Below are 20338 nucleotides of genomic sequence, written 5' to 3' on the forward strand. Positions count from 1 at the left end.
TGCCTACCCTACGAGACTAAACTAACTACTGCCCTGACTAACTTCTCTGGCTCTACAGGTTTTGTAATGTGAGTTTGAAATCCTACCTGAAGCGCTCTTTGCCGGTCAATTTCTGCGGCATAAGCGGTTAGTGCGATCGCCCGAATATTTCCTCCCTGATTCGGTGGACGAGATCGAATCTGCTGCATCAGCATATAGCCGTCCATCTCAGGCATACCGATGTCACTCACTAGCACGTCAAAACTGAACTGCTCTAAAGCTTGCAAAGCTTCTAAGCCAGAAGCGACGGCTGTCACATTTGCCCCGCTTTGTGACAGCACAAATGCCTGAAATTCACGGGTATCTGGCTCATCATCCACCAGCAAAATTTGAACGCCGTCTAAAGGCACTTCTGCTTCTGTCTGGGTGTGGATTGGCTCGGATGCGTTGAGCTTTGCTCTTGCCTGCTGCATGAGGGGCAATTGGATGATGAAAGTTGCGCCTTGATTCTCACCCGGACTTTCTGCTGTCACCGTGCCCCCGTGCATTTCGACAATTTGCCGCACGATCGCTAGCCCCAATCCCAACCCGCCAAATTTGCGTGTGGTTGAGCCGTCTTCTTGGCGAAAATACTCAAATACATGAGGCAAAAACTGGGGATTGATGCCCTTGCCAGTATCGATTACCCGAATCTGAGCTAGCCCGTCGAGTTGCCGCAGTTTAATGGTCACTTGTCCGCTGTTGGGTGTAAACTTAACTGCATTGGTAAGCAAATTCCACATCACTTGTTGTAAGCGGGCTACATCGCCAGAAATCAAAGCGATCTCAGAGTCAAGATCGAGAGCGATCGCAATATTTTTTGCTTCTGCTGCCAAACGCACCGTTTCAACGGCGGCAGAAATCACAAAAGTCAAACTGACCGGAGCCGCTGTTAAGTTGAGTTTGCCCTGCATGATACGGGAGATGTCGAGCAAATCTTCGATTAGTTGCGTCTGTAGATTGGCATTGCGCTCAATAATTTTCAAGGCTTCAGCTCTACGAGCTTCGCTCAGTTTGCCGTTTTGTAGTAATTGCGTCCAGCCCAAGATCGGGTTGAGAGGCGATCGCAATTCATGGGACAGCACCGCCAAAAATTCATCTTTGATTCGGTTGGCGCGATCGGCTGCCTCTCTTGCGGCTTGTTCTTGCGCCAGCAATCGTTCCCGTTCAGTTTCAGCTTGCTTTTGCTTGGTGATATCACGTGAAATTGCCACAAGTTGGGTCACTTGCCCAGCAGTGTTCCGCACGGGCGTGATGATGCTATCCCACCACTTCGGTGTGCCCTTGTAAGTGGGAAGATAGCCTTGAAAATGGCCTGTATTGCCTGCTTTGGCGGCTGCGATCGCTGTTTTGGCATTTTCATAATCTTCACCTTGCCAAATATCTTGCCAGCAGGTGTTTAGAACGAGCGTCGGATCATCGACTTCCAATAAACATAACCCGCCTGTGCTGATATAGATAATTTCGCTATCGAGTGTCAAAACTTTAATGCAATCCTTGCTGCTTTCCAGAATGCGTTGCTTTAGCTCCTCACTGTCGCGCAAGGCTGCTTCAGCGCGGGCGCGTTCGATCAGCGGAGCGACACGCGCTGCAACGTTTTCCAGCAACAACATCTCATCCGCCGTCCAATGGCGCGGCTTGTCGGAACTGACTCCGATCGAAGCCACCCAACGCCCTTCACGGACAAACGGTGCAATGACGTAGGATTGCAGATTGATGAGCGTGTAATTGTCGGCGAAATCCTTTGTCCACGGATGTGTGTTCACGTCGTCAATCCCGAACGGTTGACTTGCCGCTGTTTCCCACCATTCCTTCGCACCGAAAAGGGTAAGGTCGTAAGTTCCGGCAAGGTCTGATCCGTCGAGCCGCCAATCGGGTAGAACCGTTACCTGTCTGCCGTCTGGCGTGACATCGAGATAGTAGCAGCGATGCCCGTTCAAAAACGTTCCGACTTCGCGCGTGACGATGCGGTTGATTTCCACTGCATCCGTCACCGTGCCGAGTCTTCGGCTTAACTCGGTCAAAAACTCCACTTGCCGTTCGGCTTGAATTTGCTCGGTAACATTCCTGAAATAAACGGTGATGCCGTTTGGGGCGGGGTAGGTGCGAACTTCGTACCAGCGATTATGATCTGGGTAAAACGCGGTAATTGACCCAGCCAGACGATGGTTCCGCCCGCCGTAGGCATCGCGCATGGTGCTCAAGTAGACCTGTGCCAACTCATTGCCAATCAGTCCTGGATACTCTTCCCACAAATTCTTGCCAACTAAATCGCCTGGAGTGCGATCGAGTAGTATTTCGGCAGATGGATTTATATAGGTAAACTGCCAATTCTCATCCAGTGCAAAGAAGGCTTCAGCGATACTCTCCAGAATATTCCGAGTCTGCTCCTCGCTTTGGCGCAAGGCTTGCTCTACCTGTTTGCGCTCAGTGATATCTCGCGTCACGCCTGCCACTGCTTCTACTGCGCCATTTATGTCCAAAAGTGGCACGAAAATATATTCATAGGTGCGTGTGCCGATTGCGCTAGTGTAGGGCGTTTCATCCTTGAGCAGCTGACGCGTGGCGATCGCCTGTTGAATCTGTTGCTGAAGTCGAGTTGCTAAATCGGTTGGATAATCTAGCTCAAAAAAGTTCTTTCCCAAAGCTTCATCCGAAGTTTTCTGCCAAAGATTGAGCAACGCTGGGCTGACATAGGTGAACCTTCCCGCCAAATCAAAGGTGTAAATAAAATCGGGAATTGCCGCAACAAGCGCGTCGAACTTCCGCAGTTGCCGTTCGAGTTCGGTGCGGCTGTCGCGTAATGCTGCTTCAGCACGGGCACGCTCGACGGCTGCCCACGTCTGCTCTGCTGTTTCCTCGACTCGTTTCACCTCGTCTTCCGTCCACTGGCGAGGGTTTGCCTGATGCACCGCCAGCAGAGCGACAAATCGATCTTTCTTAATTAGCGGCACATCAATATGCGCGGCAATATCGATTGATCGATACCTTGCCCGATCGCTGGCTGAGTATTTAGGGTAGTTTGCCACATCAGGAACGATCGCCGTTCGCCCTGTTCGATGATCGTCTGTCAGGTTGCGCCCAAAGTCTTCCAGATGGTACAGCCCGCTCAGTTCGGCAACGCCGTTCGTGTAGTTTTTATGAACGATAACCTCTTTGCCGCTCGGTAACACTTCAATGTAAATAACGCGGTTTGCGCCTAGAAACTCGCCCAGAACAAAGGCAGCGATCGCCTGAATCTCATTAGCGTCAGTCAGCAGGCGTAGCGCATTGGTGAGCTTGACTCGAAACGCATCGGCTTGGGCAGCTTGAGGCAAGGCATCTGTTGATGTGCGCTCCAGCAGATCGGATTCTAGCTGCTGGACTCGATCTAGTTCTGTTAACAGGATCTGCACAGCCGTTTTTAGACTGTCCGACCAAGTTTCGATGACCCCTAGTGGCGTTTGCGACCAATCGTGCGATCGCAACAATGCACCGATCTCGCCGCCACCAACAAAGAGGTTTTCAGCCTTGGTGCGATCGCTAGCCCATCCCTGGCGCTGTTGCATTTCCCGTTCTAAAGCCTTAACGATTAAATCATTAAATGATTCGCTACCTTCCTTGAGTTTCCTGGCTTTTGCAAGCAAGTCAGGCGGAAAACAGATTGTTAAGGCTTCGCGTTCCATAGCAATGAGTGTAACCAGATATGGATACCATTTATTGTATTCTGCCCATAGAATAGTACGACTGAGTTTGCTTCCACTCTCCTTATTTGCAATCAGGGGATGAGTTTTAATATTCATAGATGAGTTAAAATTCAATCACTCACTCTAGACAGATATTAACTATGAGATGGGAAGAAGTTTGCGAACACAAACAATTACAAGATTTACCCTTAAAAATTGAATTAAATCCTAAACAAATTAAACGGTAATTGTAGAGAATAGGGAAAAGAGCGATCGCCTAAATTACTTATTTTTAAAATATCTCTTAAAAGTATTGATAATTTTTAATTAAAGATTGAACAAAAATGAACTTTACTTAATTTAAATTATTATCTATTTCATAACTAATGCAATATCAAACTTAACAAAAGGTTAAGCGATAATGGTGAAGGCAAAAAATTATTTACCTTCACCCTCAATACGTTCGATTAAGGTTTTTTAATGAAAATTCTAGATTATTAAAGACGCGATAAATCACCCTCTCTACGAAGGAATAATTATTGTAGAGACGGCGATTCATCGCGTCTTGTCTTAACCGAACAGTATTACCGCTTTTCTCGATGCAAGCAAGAAGTTTAATATTTTTATCCTTCTTGTGTACTTAAAACGCGACAGCTTGAGCTGTACCAGTCAAATGGATTGTCGTATAAGTTTGTCTTTGCCCTTGGTTGAATTTAGGAATCACAGAAAACAGGTTTGTTGTTGTGATTCCCTTAGTTTCTACTGCGGCTGAGTTGCTTTTTCCAAGGTTTACACGGGGTAAGATCAAAGTAAACACGGTATTGCCAGTATCTACTGTCCTACGGATAGTTACAGTTACGAGTGTACCAATCTCTGTTTCTACAGTACGGATCTGATCGGTACCTTGAAAATTTAATGTCTGTTGCTTATCTTTATAGGTAAAAAGGGGCTTGCCAGTAAAGCTTGTCGTTGAGTAACTAATGCTGATATTCTTACCTTGAAACTGGTATAAGTTTGGTACTACTTCTGAGGCATTAGCTGATAATACAGGTATTGCTGTTAACAGCATACCTAATGTGAACGATCCAATCAAGTTTCTTGTTTGCATATCTAAAAAAGTTTTTGCTAGTTTGACCGAGATACTTACCCGAATGGGATGACAACAGGTATCAAACCAATTTTAAAAGTAGATATTACTACAATCGTGTAAAAAGAAACACATTGCAATGCTTGTTAATCTATTTGCAATAATTTCTAATATTCTGTAAAAGTTTTATCGCCGCACCTAATAACCCTTGGGTAGTTTTAAAAAATACACCCAGATATGCTATGGGCAAAAAAGTAGTACAGCAATAAGTTTATATATCATCTCCTTTGAGGGGATTTGATTTCATTTTCGTCTTATTCCCTCAATAACTAGCAACTTGAGTTAGATTTAAATTTTGAAATACCCTTTGGGGTTTTATTTTAAAATTGGAAATTTTGTATTGCTTATGAAACGGCGATCGTACATGATGCTTTTAGGATTTTTCCTCAGCCTTATTTTAACTATCGTGCCAATGGCTGGCAATTTCACTAATGCTGCAACGCCAACAGCAGTCACACCTGTCTCTGCTCTCTCATTCACCCAAGGAGTGCAAAAAACAGTATTAGACAACGGTTTAACGGTATTAACCAAGGAAGTTCATACTGCTCCCGTGGTGAGCGTGCAAGTTTGGTATAAAGTTGGTTCGCGCAACGAGGTTAAGGGAGAGAATGGTATTTCTCACCAGCTAGAACATTTAATGTTCAAAGGTACAAATGACCGTCCTGTACAGTTTGGACGGTTGTTTAGTGCTTTGGGTAGCCAGTTCAATGCTTTTACTAGTTATGACGAAACAGCTTACTTTGGCACAGTGCAGCGAGACAAATTAGAAGCACTGCTGACACTAGAAGCCGATCGCATGGAAAACTCCTTAATTGGGCCTGAACAACTCACCAGTGAAAAGCGGGTGGTGATCTCCGAGTTACAGGGATACGAAAATTCACCAGGTTATCGTCTGAGTCGGGCAGTGATGCGGGCTGCTTTCCCCAATCGAGCTTATGGTTTATCAGTGGGAGGCACAAAAGCCGATGTCGAGAAATTCACGCTGGAGCAGGTACGGAATTATTACCAAACCTACTACAGCCCAGAAAATGCCACGTTGGTGATTACCGGAGATTTTGCCACAAAACCTGCACTCAAAGTTGTCCAAGAAACTTTTGGAAAGTTATCGCAACGACCAAAAAAGAATACGGCAGTTGATAATGCAACCAGAGCACTCGATCGTTTCTTAGCATCTAATTCTATCGCTGACGCTTCCTCGTCTACCCCTGTTGCGAAAAAAGCACCGATTGTCCTCAAGCAACCTGGAAGTACAGCACTATTGCAAGTGGTGTATCCTTTGCCAGATATCAAACATCCTGATGTCCCGGCAATTGATTTGATGGATGCCATTCTTACAGGTGGACGTAGTTCTCGACTTTATCAGGCTTTGGTGGAATCTGGACTTGCTAGTTCAGTGAGTGGTGGTGCTGCTGAACTGATCGAACCGGGTTGGTATGAAATTGATGCTACGGCAGCTCCCGGTCAAGAGTTGGGGAAAATTGCCCAGGTACTCCAGGAATCTTTAGTAAAATTGCAACAGCAGCCTGTTACCTCAGAAGAGTTGAAGCGGGCGAAGACGCAACTGCAAGCCTCATATATTTTGGGTAATCAAGATATCACGAGTCAAGCTAATCAACTGGGATATAACCAAACGATCGCAGGGGATTATCATTTTATTGAAAGGTATCTGGCTGCGATCGCGAAAGTGACTCCTGCTCAAGTCCAGAAAGCAGCGAAAACTTACCTTAATCCGGCTCAACAAACCATCGGTTTCTTTGAGCCGACTCAACCAGATGGTAAACCAGGAACTTCTAGTGCTGGTTCTAGTCGCACGGTGGAAAATTTCAGCCCTGGTAAGCCTGTAGATCCAGCAGAACTAGCAAAATATTTGCCACCTGCCACATCAGAGACAGATTCAGCTAAACAATCACTACCAGAAGAGTTTACCTTAAAGAATGGTTTGAAGGTTCTGCTGTTGAGCGATCGCAATCTTCCCACTATTAACCTGAGCGGACAAATTGACGCTGGTGCTGAATTTGATGGCAATCAAAAAGCTGGATTAGCGAATCTAACTGCAAGCAACTTAATGAATGGGACGCAGACTAAAAATGCTCTGACCCTAGCAAAAACCTTAGAAGACCTGGGAGCCGGTTTGAGCTTCGGTGCTAGCCGTGAGGGAGTTAACGTCAGCGGTGAGGGACTTTCAGCAAATTTGCCAATATTAATTCAAACTCTGGCAGATGTGTTAGAAAACGCCACTTTCCCCGCAGATCAGTTAGAACTAAGTCGCCAAAGGGCATTGACAAGTCTGAAAGTTCAACTGGATGACCCTAGAGGTTTGGGAAGGCAAGTATTCCAACAGGCAATTTACCCTGAAAATCATCCATTCCACAGCTTTCCCACAGCCGATAGTTTAAAGACTATTACTCGTGATGATTTGCTTGGTTTCTACCAGACACACTACCGACCAGATACCACGACGATCGCTTTGGTGGGAGACTTTGATTCAGTTAAGGTAAAAGCTTTGCTAAATGAAGTGTTTGGTAAATGGCAAGCCACAGGTAAGCCACCTGTTCTCAAAATACCAACCGTACCATTTCCGCAAACTTTGACACAACTAAATAAAGTAATTCCCGGTAAAGCTGAGGCTGTCACCTACATCGGCTACAACGGCATCTCTCGGAAAGATCCGCGTTATTATGCGGCACTGGTGCTAAATCAAATTTTGGGTGGTGATACCTTAGCCAGCCGCTTGGGTACGGAAGTGCGCGATCGCCAAGGTTTAACCTACGGTATATATAGTGGTTTTGCCGCCGGGATTAATCCGGGGCCCTTCTTGATTCAAATGCAGACTGCTCCTCTTGATGCCCAAAAAGCGATCGCCAGTACTCTCGCTTTACTAAAACAGTTACGCGAGCAAGGAGTAACTGAGGCTGAATTAAACACGGCAAAACGCTCAATTACCAATAGCTACCCCGTGGATTTAGCTAATCCTAGTGATGTATCAAGCATCATTTTGGATAATGCTGTTTTAGGGCTTTCACGGTCAGAAATCCGAGAGTTTCCTCGACGGATTCAAGCAGTCACTATGGCTAATATGCAACAGGCAATTGAAGATTTAATTAAGCCAGAAAATCTGGTGATTGTCACCGCCGGGCCTGGAGATAGTGTAACCAAGGGTAGCTAATTATTTCAGAGAAATAACAATCCTATCTAATTGGTAAAAATCGCAATAACAAGATCCCCAACTTCTTTAAGAAGTCGGGGATTTCATTGTTTACGAATGATTTAGTAGGATGGCTAATATCACCTTCTTACTTTCTGCCTCCTGCCTCCTGCCCCCTGCCTTCTGCCTCCTGCCTCATTCAAATTGAATAAGACACTGGAAAGGACTTTGCATCCTTTGGCTTCACATACACTCGCTGTAGAGGTTCTAACTTTAAGTCATTAAAGCGATCGCGTGTTAAATGCGCCATCACTACTTGCCCGTCATCGAAAGTTAATTCCACCTGAATTTCCCAACCCAAATGTATTAATCGGCTTACTGTTGCAGCCGTAGTCGTACCGTTAGCAGTCTTTTCTAAAATCACATCTTGCGGACGCAAAAAGACTTGTGGGTGTGGCGCATCAAACCCGCTACTTTGAAAAATCTTTGAAGAGCTGGGTAATACATTCACCGGGCCGATGAAGCTCATTACAAATGCGGTGGCGGGATTATCATAAATTTCTGCTGGTGTCCCTACCTGTTCCACACGTCCTTTATTCATCACCACAACCTCATCGGAGACTTCCATTGCTTCCTCTTGGTCATGTGTAACGAAAACTGTGGTAACATGAACCTCATCATGGAGGCGGCGTAACCATGCCCGTAAGTCTTTGCGAACTTTAGCATCAAGTGCGCCAAAGGGTTCATCTAGCAATAAAACTTCCGGTTCTACTGCCAATGCCCTTGCTAAAGCTACCCGTTGTCTTTGACCACCAGAAAGTTGTGATGGATAGCGATCGCCTAATCCAGTCAATTGCACCAATTCGAGTAACTGTTCTACCCGTCCTTTAATCCTCTTTGGCTGTGCCTTACGAATTTCTAAGCCAAAGGCAATATTTTGCTTAACTGTCAGATGCTTGAATAGGGCGTAGTGCTGAAATACAAACCCAATATTTCGCTGTTGCACACTTTGGTATGTAGCGTCCTTACCGGTAAGCAGGATTTTGCCGCTATCTGGCATTTCTAAACCTGAAATTAACCGTAGTAGCGTAGATTTACCCGATCCCGATGGCCCAAGTAATGCAACTAGCGAACCACTCTTAATTTCTAGGTTAACCTCATCAACTGCCTTGAAACTCCCGAATTGTTTGGAGACGTTCTCAACTACTATACCCACTGCTACTATAACCTCTGCAACTAAATCTACAGATCCTTGGTAGGATTACTGTGTCCTACATATACCATACATTGTTATTTATGGATGAACAAGATTTAGCTACCGCAACTGCCGCAATCGAGGAAGCTACAGTCAGCACCACTGCAATCTAGGGAACTACAATCAGCAGCACCACAATCTAGGGAACCACAATCGGGTGTTATGCTAACGATCTCGACACAATTACAGCCCAAATCGGCACAATCAAAACAGTTGGTATTGTCGCTACTAATAAATGAAGATTTTTGAGCAACTTTACCAGATGCTTGTCGTTGTTGTATGTCTGCTTCATCCTGTATGGATTCTTCTGAGTTCTCGCTCTGCATTCGCAAAATTTGGTTGGCTTGCTTGCAAGCTTGAAATCGTTCGCGGGAATTAACAAAAGCTGCTTTTAACCCTTTCTTGGCAACTACCTGCTTAATGTGTTGAGAGCAAGATTCGCCGCCATATAGTATTCTGTGGGCACAAGCAAAACCTTTGTGTGGAGAAATATGTTTTTGATATCCATTAATTGCGGCAGTACTAAGTTGTCTAGTAAAAGAATCGAATAAGGAAATTTGCATATTTTATAACTGGGGCATTGGGCATTGGCACTAACCAATATTCTTTAGTACTTAGGCAAAAGCTTTCTAAAACTCTTATTTTTGTGCGTTCTACCCTGCGGGAAGCCGCTCTGCATCTATGCAGTTCGTTTTTCATGATTTTACGTAAGTCCTGTTCTTCATTCTTCCCAATACTCAATACCAAATACTCAATACCCCAATGCCCCATGCCCCATGCCCCATGCCCAATGCCCAATCCCCCAGGTTCAATTCGTATCGAAACATTAAGGAATATTGCATTTAAGCAGAAACCTGGAGGTAAAGCGCCAAATCACCCAAAAGACCGTGGTAGTATGCTCTCGGTAAATGTGAAGATTGGGAGAAAGACCTTTGACACTACGGGTTGCTGTTATTGGGTCAGGCCCTGCTGGTTCATCTGCCGCTGAAACACTGGCAGCCTCTGGGATTGAAACCTACCTGTTTGAGCGGAAGCTAGACAATGCAAAGCCTTGTGGGGGCGCAATTCCCCTGTGTATGGTGAGTGAATTTGACTTACCACCAGAGATTATCGATCGCCGGGTACGGAAGATGAAAATGATTTCGCCTTCCAATCGCGAGGTTGATATCAATCTGGTAAATGAAGATGAATATATAGGAATGTGCCGCCGGGAAGTGCTAGATGGCTTTTTGCGCGATCGCGCGGCAAAAGTCGGCGCAAATTTAATTAATGCAACTGTTCATAAACTCGATATACCAGGAAACAATACCGATCCCTATACGATTCATTACATTGACCACACAGATGGTATATCACAGGGTATTGCCAAAACTCTGAAAGTGGATCTGATTATTGGGGCAGATGGGGCTAATTCCCGCGTTGCCAAAGAAATGGACGCTGGAGATTACAATTATGCGATCGCCTTCCAAGAGCGGATTCGCTTACCCGAAGACAAAATGGCCTACTATAACGACCTCGCCGAAATGTATGTCGGTGATGACGTTTCTACTGACTTCTACGCTTGGGTTTTCCCCAAATATGACCACGTAGCTGTCGGTACTGGCACAATGCACATCAATAAAGCCAGCATCAAACAGTTACAAGCTGGTATCCGCGCCCGTGCTTCCGAGAAGCTAGCTGGCGGTAAAATCATCAAAGTCGAAGCCCACCCAATTCCCGAACATCCCCGTCCCCGTCGTGTCGTCGGTCGCATTGCTTTGGTGGGAGATGCTGCTGGTTATGTTACCAAGTCCTCTGGTGAAGGTATTTATTTTGCCGCTAAGTCTGGGCGGATGTGTGCCGAAACCATTGTGGAAGCATCTAACAGTGGTAGCCGTATTCCTACAGAAGGCGACCTCAAGGTTTACCTAAAACGTTGGGATAAAAGATACGGACTCACTTACAAGGTGCTGGACATTCTGCAAACCGTATTCTATCGTTCTGACGCCACCCGCGAAGCCTTTGTGGAAATGTGCGATGACCTCGATGTACAACGGCTAACATTTGATAGCTATCTGTATAAGACTGTTGTCCCAGCTAATCCCATCACCCAATTGAAGATTACTGCTAAAACCATTGGTAGTCTAATTCGGGGTAATGCCCTTGCACCTTAATTGAGTGGCACTTCCAACAAAGAAATTACTCAATTTTGTGGGGTGGACATCCTGCACGCTCATGAATCAGGGCGGGCAAGATGCCCACCCCACAATATATGTTTCCGAAGGGTAGCAACTGGCGCAACCCAGAGAGAAAAAAGAGATTTTACGAGTCACCTTGAAAGGGTTAGTTTTCAATGTTCTAGATAGCACAACTCTTTACTTAGTACAGTTTTGCGTAAAGTGTAGCGTTTTTAATGCAAGCCGACGCATTAACAATGCAAGCCGACGCATTAACAATACAAGCCGATGTATTAACAAGGCGGCCGACGCATTAACAATGCAAGCCGATGTATTAACAAGGCGGCCGACGCATTAACAATACAAGCCGATGTATAAGCCGACGCATTAACAAGGCGGCCGACGCATTGTCATTGGAGGGTATTGCCGAATTTAATTCGCTATGAATTAATGAAATGTTGTACTTAGTTAGTAAAGAAGGCAAATCATGCAACTACATCGATTCGATAACATTCAGGAATAGTGGATATCTCAGACTGGCAACTGAAGGCGATCGCTCCAATTAAATTACTTTGGTGAGAGTTTTGGCAAACCTCCTCTAATTTGTCACACTTGGGGGGAGATTAAGTATGCTGTATTCTGAACTTCAGCGATAAATTGCTTTTTGAATAAATGCTTAATTTTATTTCCTATTTGTTTTTAGCTCAAGCATCGCCTTCTCCTCCACCGCAGGAAATCTTCGTTCCCCAACAAACAAGACCTTTAACAGGATATCTTGACGAAGTACCAGTATTTAATAGTAATAATCCAGAAGTAGTTAAAAGTGAAGGAATTCTGCTTTCTACATTTCCTCCTCAAGGCAAAAAATTCCCCAGCGCCCACCTAAACTTTCCATTTCAGGGAAGGTTTGATTTATTTTCTCACCATATTGCTAGAGCGATTGAGACACCAGATGATTTGCGGACTCTTTATTTGGGAGTGATTGTTTACAATCCCAGCGATCGCTCTGCAACTGTCAACATTTTGCAAGCAGCTAGTTATGTGAGTCAACCTGATGCACCTTTTGTCAAGCTGCCTTCTATGCTGTCAAATAATTCGGGAAACATTTATGCAGGGCCAGGCGATCGCGTCATGAATGATGTGCTGCGAGTCAGACGACAAGGATGGCCGGCCCAGTTGGTAATTCCACCAAAACAAAGCCGGATGTTAATGAATCATCCAATTCCAGTGCGGACTTTAACGCCGCCATTGAATGGACGTTCTACTTTGTTACGTTTGTATAGCGATCGTCCTGTTTATCTGGCGAACCTGGCCATGTTTGCCAAACCCAATCCCGATGGTAGCGAACGAGCGCCTACTTTAGAAGAATGGGAGAATTTATTAGAAAATGGTGATTTTGCTGGGCCCCGCGAATCTGCTCCCAGTCCTCCAGATAAGCTTGCAGGGGCAACAGAAATTTACGGACGGGTAGCGGGAGTAGCTGTTGGCTCTCGTTGGCAAGCACAAGTTACCGACTCTAATAGTTCATACCTGACAATTCCCGAATCAGGACAAGCTTTTTCCTACGGTTTAAGTACCCTTTTGGCTGGCAAAATGGGTACTGGACAAAACCAAACTGCTAAACTCGTAGCGCGCTATCCTGGTACTGCTTACAAAGCTCACGGCAACTACGGCATTGAATACAACATCTCTCTACCATTATTCAACAATACGGATAAGCCGCAAACTATAAATGTACTTTTTCAAACGCCTATAAAAGAAGATGAGTTAAGTAAACCAGGGCTTCGCTTTTTTTCACCACCCGCACCAGCTGTCTTTTTCCGAGGCACTGTTCGTATTCGCTACAATGACGATAATGGCTTACCCAGAACTCAATATTGGCATTTAGTTCAACAACGGGGACAGATGGGAGAACCGCTGGCTCAATTAAAAATATCTCCTGGGCAGCGCCGACTAGTAGAAGTGGATTTTCTCTACCCACCTGATGCTACGCCCCCTCAAATGTTGACAATCCAAACTGTAGATCAAAATTAACAATTTAAAATTCCAGAAGTATTGTATGGAATACAAGTCTTGAGTTGAGTGCAATTTCTGATAAAACAGATGTTGTTCTTAATCTACTGGGGCAAAATAGAAAACATGACGATTGAATCCAATTCCTCTAATCTACCAACCCCAGAACCAGGCCCCGAAAACGATTCGCAACCAGATGACTTTGACGGTGGTGCAAATGAGAATAACCTAGCCTCAGAAGCACTAGCGACACAACAAGCACTAGCAGCAATTGGGTCTTTGCAATCTTCGCAACATACAACTGCTTTACAACAAGCCCGTTCTGACTTCAAGCAACCCATTAGCAAGCAATTTACAGTTAAGCCGAGGGCATTGCTGATTATTCTAATCGCGATCGCCATTACCTTCACTGGGATTATCCTCAATAATTGGATCGTCGGCATTATCGGAACACTGATGGCTTTGCTACTATCCCTGGCGATATTATTGCCTTGGTTGCAAGAAGTTTTAGACGAATGGTTTTCACCCCAAGAACGTACCCTGTTTGTGGCCTTTTTGGGACTAATAGTAGCCATTATCGGCACGATCAGGTTCACAGGTGTAGGCGATCGCTTGCTGCTTTTAGGACGCCAGATTAACTGGGAAACTGCTGGTAGCCTCGCAGAATGGTTTGGCGCTTTGGGGCAAATTCTGATCGCCATCATTGCCGTTTACGTAGCATGGCGACAATATGTTATTTCCAAAGACTTGACAATTCAGCAAAATATGCTGACAGTTCAGCAAAATATCATCACCCAGCAACAGACAATTGATTCCTACTTCCAAGGCGTTTCCGACTTGGTATTAGATGAAGAAGGATTATTAGAAGATTGGCCCCAAGAAAGAGCGATCGCTGAAGGACGCACTGCGGCAATTTTAAGTAGTGTCGATGGTAGTGGGAAAGCGAAAATTCTCCGTTTTTTGTCACGTTCCAAGTTGCTGTCGCCCCTAAAACGCGATCGCTTATTAGGTCGAGCCATTCTTGATGGAACTGGCGGATATGCAGAAGACCGCCTCGAAGGTGTGCGCGTCATCGATTTAGGCGTAATGCTAGCCGCAGCAGACCTTTCTGGTACTGATTTACGTTGGACTGATCTGAGCGAAGCTAATCTTGTCCGCGCCAATCTGAGCGGTTGCGATCTAGTAAAAGCCAACCTCTCCCGCACAATTTTATATGGTGCGAATCTCAATGATGCTGACATCAACGGGATTCGCCTATTCTATGGTGTAGTAGATAAAGCCTCACCCCGCAGCCGCACCCAACCACCAGATTATGAAACCGGCGAACAAACCGGCGCTGTGGTAGAAAATGCCGATTTCAGCAACGTACAACGAATGTCTGAGTCTACACGTAACTACTGTTGCACTTGGGGTGGCGAGAAAACTAGAGGTACTATTCCTGGTGGTTGTGAAGGTATTCCTAATAAGTTGGGAAGATAGTGACAGCAAAATCTAGAATTCAGGAGTAAAACACCCTTTAGGGACTGACAAAAAATAAAATATACAAGCAATATTAACAATTCAAAATTCAAAATTCAAAATTAAAGACATTTTCAGACGGGGATTTAAACCCCATCTGAAACTGACCGGAGGCGGAGTGGTTTTACTCCTAAATTCTGAATTCAGAATTTAGGAGTAAATAGTTATCCTGGCAAAAGAGTATCATATTGTACAAAAATTATTGACATTGCTTACAAGTATTAATTTGCTTGAAAAAGTTTAGATAAAATGCCAGCATTCTAGAAATTTGATTGCTATATTAGATTAAATAACTATTCTGGCAAGGGTTTAAAAGCTGTGCGGGATGATTTACAGGGATTGGAAATTAGTCAGAACGATCTGCAAAAGCTGACTAATTTACCTGTCAATGAGAAACTTATAATCATTACAAATCCTCTCAAGAGATTAGTAAATGTATATATACAAAAACTTCAAAGCTCTGAAGGAGCAACTGTAGTTTTTATTGGATTTTCTACATTTCTTTTTGTCTATATTTTATTCGATCTAATTATTAAAATGTTTGTGACGTGGATAACAATTCCATCATGGATATTATTATTTTTTTTAGGACTTTGGGTTGGCGGTCTGACGCAAAGTATTTTGTATTTTATCTGGAAAAGTAAAAGTAAGCTAGTTAAAGCTAATATGACAAAATCTCTGCAAATCCTGTTAAACGAGGTTAATAGATATAATACTGTTATTAGAGTTATAGATATTAATGACCAAATAGAAGAAGCTGGTAATCCAGAAGTGATTATCAAGGAAAGAGAGGATGTAATCGAAGCGCTTAAACTTACCAAAACTGATTTAGTTCGCGCTTTGAAGACAGAAAGGATTTTGAGAGAAAATAAGAATTTTATCCTCAGTAATACAGAACTATTTGTCAACAATTTAGCAACTTTAACAGCGATGCAAGTAACAGAGGAGGCTACTGAACATGGAAGGTTACTCAATGAAGCATTACAAATTGCATTAGATGTGCAATACGAAATGAAAAGATTACAGACTCAACGTTAAGATAATTTGTAATTAAGTTTTGTAATAGGAATTTAGAAAGCACTCGTAAATTCACTCGGTACTCAGTAAGAGTTAGAGAAAGCGTAGATGCTACTGATAAATCCATAGAGGTTGCTGGGTGAGTTGGCTTCCAGTCTGCTAGTAAAATATTCTCAATGGCTTTTTTCCATAATCTTTCCCACGGTTGCAATCCCCGGTCTAACATAAAGAATAATCGTAAAGCGATCGCTTATCCGTATGGACTGGAAAGAAATTAGAGGAAACTGGGTAATCATTCCCCAAAATCCCATAGGTATCGTTCATTTTTTAGGAGGTGCATTTGTCGCCACTGCACCGCACATCACTTATCGCTGGTTACTCGAACAACTGGCAAGTAAAGGCTACGTTGTAATTGCTACGCCTTTCGTCAATACATTGGATCATACTGCGATCGCCAAATCTGTGCTGTTAAACTTTGACCGCACCCTCGAACGATTGCATGATTCTAGGGCATTACGCAAGCTTTACTTTCCCATCTACGGCGTTGGACACAGTATGGGCTGTAAACTCCACTTGCTGATTGGTAGCCTGTTTAAAGTAGAACGTGCAGGGAATATTTTAATATCCTTCAACAACTACGCCGCTAAAGAAGCTATCCCTCTAGTAGAGCAGTTCAATTCTACTTTGAAAATCGAATTTACCCCTTCGCCGTTGGAAACTAACAAACTTGTCCAAGAACATTACAATGTCCGGCGCAATTTATTAATAAAATTTAGTAATGACACCATCGATCAATCGGCAGCTTTAACCAAAATCTTACAAGAACGTTTTGATGAGATGGTGACAGCACAAACGTTACCAGGAAGTCATACAACACCTTTGGGTCAAGATATTAAATGGCAAACGGGAACATCTTTTACCCCCTTTGATGCTTTAGGGCAATGGTTCAAACAAGAAGCATACCGTGACTTAAACCAGTTAAAAAGCAATATTCTTTTATGGCTAAATCCTTTGGGAACACCATAATATTTATGACTGTTAAATAGTCGTAAATTCGATCGGTAAATAGAAATGAGTTATAGTGCTTTTAATTTGAGTTTAATAAAGACCAAATCCTCAATTTCTTAAGCCTGTTGCTACAACGAAGGGTACTCTCTCTTTCTTTTTAAGAGAGAGGAATCAAAACATATTGCATACATAGATATGTAACGACTACTTTAAGAGTTCTCCGTTGCGCTAGCGTCTCCCCTTCTCCCAAAGGGAGAGGCTAACGCCAAGAGAGAAGCAAGCAGTATCCGCAAGGTACAATAGCACTATAGCAGCATTTCTATATTGATATTACTAGCTTATTAGCTGACATCATATTTTTATTTTAGATTTTGGCAAAAAATTATTAATGAGTGTTTTCAACAAATTTATATGTTTCAAATACTAATAATTGATGACGACTATTCAATAAAAATACTCCTGAAAAGGATGTTGGAAAAACAGGGTTATGAAGTAGTTACTGCCAGTAGCGGTGAAGAAGGAATAGAAAAGGCACTAGCTTATCGTCCAGCACTAATTATTTGTGATTGGATCATGCCAGGGTTGAATGGTCTGGAAGTTTGCCACCACATTAAGACAGACCCCAAATTTTTCACCACATTTTTTATTTTATTAACATCCTTAGATTCCGTTGCCGATTGCGTCAAAGGTCTAGACGCTGGTGCTGATGATTTTATCTCTAAACCTATTGAGCATAATGAATTACAAGCACGGGTAAGAGCAGGATTACGCCTGCATCAGTTGAGTAGAGATTTGCAGGCTCAAAAGTTGCTTCTAGAATCAGAAATGTCAGAAGCAGCAGAATATGTGCGATCGCTGCTACCTCCTTCTATGGCTGAACCCTTCAATATAAATTTTCGATTCATTCCCTCACGACAACTCGGCGGTGACTGTTTCGATTACTATTGGCTCGATGATGACTATCTGGCAATTTACCTACTCGATACTGCCGGACATGGACTCAAAGCTACTCTTCCTTCTGTTTCAGTGCTGAATTTGCTGCGTTCCCGTGCGCTCAAAGGTCTTGATTACTATCAACCTAGTGATGTATTGAAGGCTTTAAATGACACTTTTCAGATGAATTATCAAAATGATAAATACTTTACGATTTGGTACGGAGTTTACAACCGAATCAACCGCCAGTTAATTTATGCTAGTGCAGGTCATCCACCAGCAGTTTTAGTAACCGGCACATCTCCAAGAAAGTCTGAAGTTCAACTCCTAAAAACCCCTGGTATGCCAGTTGGCATGTTTCCAGAGGCAAAATATGTTGATGGGTTTTGCAATATTGAAAAATTCAGTACCCTTTATATTTTTAGTGATGGCGCTTATGAAATAACTAAATCAGACGGCACACTTTGGAGTTTGGATGCTTTTATTCAGCTACTGGTTAGCTTACAAGGTTCTGTTGATAGCCAACTCGATCGCGTACTCAGTTATTTAATAGCTCTGAACTCCAAAGATGCTTTTGATGATGATTTATCTATTTTGCAAATGAAGTTTGATTAATTACGTATTAGAGACTAAAACCTGATTAAATGCATCTTGGCTGGGAAATATTTCAAATACTTTATCCATATTAGTCAGTTCAAATAATATTCTGACTTGCTCATTAATTGAACAGAGAACAAGCTTAATATCTGCGGCTCGCAAGGTTTTAAAAGCTAATACTAAAGCTCCCAAACCCGAACTATCCATAAACGTTACATCTTTAAAATCAACTAACACAATTTTCGCACCACTTTCTAGAATATTTGTGATATTTTGTCGAAAGTCTTGTGAAGTTGTGGCATTCAAATTACCACTGAGCTTAATAACTTTTACTTGCTCTCTCATAATTATGTCACTCTGACTTATGTAAATAATACTCTGATTTCGCTATTATAGAACATTTAAAAATGCTTGTAAAATAAAATTTAAGATTAAATATTGATTAATAATTGATAATTAATCGGGATAGAGAAAGATTAATTATAAAAATTTGAATCTATTTTTTTGTAATTAAAAAAATTATTAGCTTAATTATGTATAGTTTTTTTACTATAAATAGACCAACTATAAATCAACCAGCTAAGTAAGTTGTCACGATCGACAACTGGTATATTTAGTTTTGTAAAGATGTTAAAATGACCAATCTATAAGCAGTTCGTTGATTTGATGTTCTATCATGTATGTTGATTTTTGAACGCCGACTTACTTGCATCTTCTCGATTTAAATATATACTTACTTACATACAAGCTGAAGTTACTGCTTTTCAGATTATTTCCCAAAGATTTTTGCAAAACTGAAATTCTCCAATAAATCTCACGATCGTAGCTGTCATTAAGCAATTCAAAATTCCAACAGTCTGAACTACACTTACGTATAGCTAAACCTAGTCCAGCAGCAGCTTTTCCTCCGTGAGTATTTATGATAGTAACTAGGATCTACATTTATTTATGTCCAATTACTTACATAATTGAAAAAATTTACCTCTGGACTACCGCTCTAGAGCCAAAAATTTAGGTTTAAACAGCGCCAAGCAAGCTAGAACCGACACCAAGGCTTTAAAAGAAGTTTTCTCGAAGGCATCGCCTTTGCTATTTTAGTATTCCCAATATCTGTCATTTATCGACAAATAATACAAAAAGTAAAGAGTTATGAATTTGTTACTCCTGTACAGACGCGATTAATCGCGTCTCTACTGCTCACGCCCTCAAACAGGACTCACTTTGGCTCTGTGAAGCAGCTTCTCACCTTGAAGGTAGCCAGTGTAGCGTATTTTGACTGTTTCTCCAGGTTGTGCAGTTCCCTCCAGCAATTGGTGCAGTTGGGGATCGTAAGGTAATTCTGCTCCCACAGGGGCGATCGCTTCTACTCCCCACGCCTGTAACAGCTTTTCTAGGGGTTTCTGCACCAAGGGTACTATTTTGACTGCTGCTAGCTGAGGATTCTCCTGCGCTTTCTGTGCTGCTGTTGGCCATTGCAATAATAAAGACTCCAGCAGTTGCAAACTCGACTGCTGGAGTTCTTGTAGTAATATTTCTCGCTGTTGTTCTAATTGAAGCTGCGAGCGATCGTACTCTCTTCTTAAATCTGTAATTTCTTGTAACAATTCCTGAGTAGGCGCTGTTTTCTCGTGTAATAACTCTACGGTTGAAAAAGTTGCGATTAATTCATTCAATGGCATCTGTAGCACTGGCGAAAGCTTAAGCAGCACATCTACCCGCATCTGCTCTAACTTTCCTTGGCGTAAGCGTAAAAGTTGACGCTCTGAGACGCCAGCAGCGCGACTCAGACCTTTAAAACTAGAAATACCTACCTGTTGCATTAAATCTTGCAACTTTTGGGAATGGAGCATTGGGGCATGGGGCATT

13 protein-coding genes are annotated in these 20338 nt (G+C 43.0%); 7 read left to right on the forward strand and 6 right to left on the reverse strand.

Translation table 11 applies throughout. The annotated features are described in order from the left end of the window. Positions 1-8: 8 nt before the first annotated feature. Together RMZ95_RS12910 and RMZ95_RS12915 are read right to left on the reverse strand one after the other, a co-directional pair. Complete coding sequence (locus tag RMZ95_RS12910) at positions 9-3800, reverse strand: YlcI/YnfO family protein (protein WP_322675605.1); 3792 nt, start codon at positions 3798-3800, stop codon at positions 9-11. Positions 3801-4323: 523 nt separating this feature from the next. After that, on the reverse strand, positions 4324-4791 hold the full coding sequence (locus RMZ95_RS12915) for a hypothetical protein (protein ID WP_322675606.1): 468 nt from the start codon (positions 4789-4791) through the stop codon (positions 4324-4326). 385 nt (positions 4792-5176) lie between these two features. Here RMZ95_RS12915 and RMZ95_RS12920 point away from each other — a divergent pair, with 385 nt between their 5' ends. Continuing rightward, positions 5177-7996, forward strand: a complete 2820-nt coding sequence (locus RMZ95_RS12920) for a pitrilysin family protein (protein ID WP_322684093.1) — start codon at positions 5177-5179, stop codon at positions 7994-7996. 178 nt (positions 7997-8174) lie between these two features. Here the strand turns inward: RMZ95_RS12920 and RMZ95_RS12925 are convergent, their stop codons facing one another. After that, complete coding sequence (locus tag RMZ95_RS12925; protein WP_322684094.1) at positions 8175-9191, reverse strand: sulfate/molybdate ABC transporter ATP-binding protein; 1017 nt, start codon at positions 9189-9191, stop codon at positions 8175-8177. 95 nt (positions 9192-9286) lie between these two features. Beyond that, complete coding sequence (gene yidD / locus RMZ95_RS12930; RefSeq protein ID WP_322684095.1) at positions 9287-9793, reverse strand: membrane protein insertion efficiency factor YidD; 507 nt, start codon at positions 9791-9793, stop codon at positions 9287-9289. Positions 9794-10162: 369 nt separating this feature from the next. On the opposite strand from yidD, the gene chlP reads away from it, so the two are divergent. The 6 genes from chlP to RMZ95_RS12960 all read left to right on the forward strand — a co-directional run bounded on the left by chlP (position 10163) and on the right by RMZ95_RS12960 (position 18490). Then, complete coding sequence (gene chlP / locus RMZ95_RS12935) at positions 10163-11383, forward strand: geranylgeranyl reductase (RefSeq protein ID WP_322684096.1); 1221 nt, start codon at positions 10163-10165, stop codon at positions 11381-11383. A gap of 675 nt (positions 11384-12058) precedes the next feature. Beyond that, positions 12059-13420 carry a DUF3370 domain-containing protein gene (locus RMZ95_RS12940; protein ID WP_322684097.1) on the forward strand — a complete coding sequence of 454 codons (1362 nt, stop codon included), beginning with the start codon at positions 12059-12061 and terminating at the stop codon, positions 13418-13420. A 105-nt stretch (positions 13421-13525) separates the two neighbouring features. Further along, positions 13526-14878: a pentapeptide repeat-containing protein gene (locus tag RMZ95_RS12945; RefSeq protein ID WP_322684098.1), complete on the forward strand. Its 1353-nt coding sequence runs from the start codon at positions 13526-13528 to the stop codon at positions 14876-14878. Positions 14879-15235: 357 nt separating this feature from the next. Then, a complete protein-coding gene (locus RMZ95_RS12950; protein ID WP_322675527.1) occupies positions 15236-15955 on the forward strand; it encodes a hypothetical protein in 720 nt (239 codons plus the stop codon). 237 nt (positions 15956-16192) lie between these two features. Then, a complete protein-coding gene (locus RMZ95_RS12955; protein ID WP_322684099.1) occupies positions 16193-16960 on the forward strand; it encodes a DUF1350 family protein in 768 nt (255 codons plus the stop codon). A gap of 393 nt (positions 16961-17353) precedes the next feature. Continuing rightward, a complete protein-coding gene (locus RMZ95_RS12960) occupies positions 17354-18490 on the forward strand; it encodes a PP2C family protein-serine/threonine phosphatase (RefSeq protein WP_322684100.1) in 1137 nt (378 codons plus the stop codon). Here RMZ95_RS12960 and RMZ95_RS12965 read toward each other — a convergent pair whose 3' ends face one another. Beyond that, positions 18491-18817, reverse strand: coding sequence for an STAS domain-containing protein (locus RMZ95_RS12965; protein ID WP_322675524.1), 327 nt, complete (start codon positions 18815-18817; stop codon positions 18491-18493). A gap of 860 nt (positions 18818-19677) precedes the next feature. Further along, the gene (gene grpE, locus RMZ95_RS12970; protein WP_322684101.1) at positions 19678-20322 is read right to left on the reverse strand and encodes a nucleotide exchange factor GrpE; all 645 of its coding nucleotides are present in this window, start codon (positions 20320-20322) and stop codon (positions 19678-19680) included. Positions 20323-20338: the final 16 nt, after the last annotated feature.

Origin of the sequence: Nostoc sp. DedQUE07, assembly GCF_034530975.2 — a bacterium.
In the GTDB taxonomy this organism is placed as follows: Bacteria; Cyanobacteriota; Cyanobacteriia; order Cyanobacteriales; family Nostocaceae; genus Nostoc.

Excerpts from the sequence above, each read along its gene's own strand:
- RMZ95_RS12910 (WP_322675605.1), bottom strand. The coding sequence starts at position 3,800 with ATGAATATTAAAACTCATCCCCTGATTGCAAATAAGGAGAGTGGAAGC.
- RMZ95_RS12915 (WP_322675606.1), bottom strand. The coding sequence starts at position 4,791 with ATGCAAACAAGAAACTTGATTGGATCGTTCACATTAGGTATGCTGTTA.
- RMZ95_RS12920 (WP_322684093.1), top strand. The coding sequence starts at position 5,177 with ATGAAACGGCGATCGTACATGATGCTTTTAGGATTTTTCCTCAGCCTT.
- yidD (WP_322684095.1), bottom strand. The coding sequence starts at position 9,793 with ATGCAAATTTCCTTATTCGATTCTTTTACTAGACAACTTAGTACTGCC.
- RMZ95_RS12940 (WP_322684097.1), top strand. The coding sequence starts at position 12,059 with ATGCTTAATTTTATTTCCTATTTGTTTTTAGCTCAAGCATCGCCTTCT.
- RMZ95_RS12945 (WP_322684098.1), top strand. The coding sequence starts at position 13,526 with ATGACGATTGAATCCAATTCCTCTAATCTACCAACCCCAGAACCAGGC.
- RMZ95_RS12955 (WP_322684099.1), top strand. The coding sequence starts at position 16,193 with ATGGACTGGAAAGAAATTAGAGGAAACTGGGTAATCATTCCCCAAAAT.
- RMZ95_RS12960 (WP_322684100.1), top strand. The coding sequence starts at position 17,354 with ATGTTTCAAATACTAATAATTGATGACGACTATTCAATAAAAATACTC.
- RMZ95_RS12965 (WP_322675524.1), bottom strand. The coding sequence starts at position 18,817 with ATGAGAGAGCAAGTAAAAGTTATTAAGCTCAGTGGTAATTTGAATGCC.
- grpE (WP_322684101.1), bottom strand. The coding sequence starts at position 20,322 with ATGCTCCATTCCCAAAAGTTGCAAGATTTAATGCAACAGGTAGGTATT.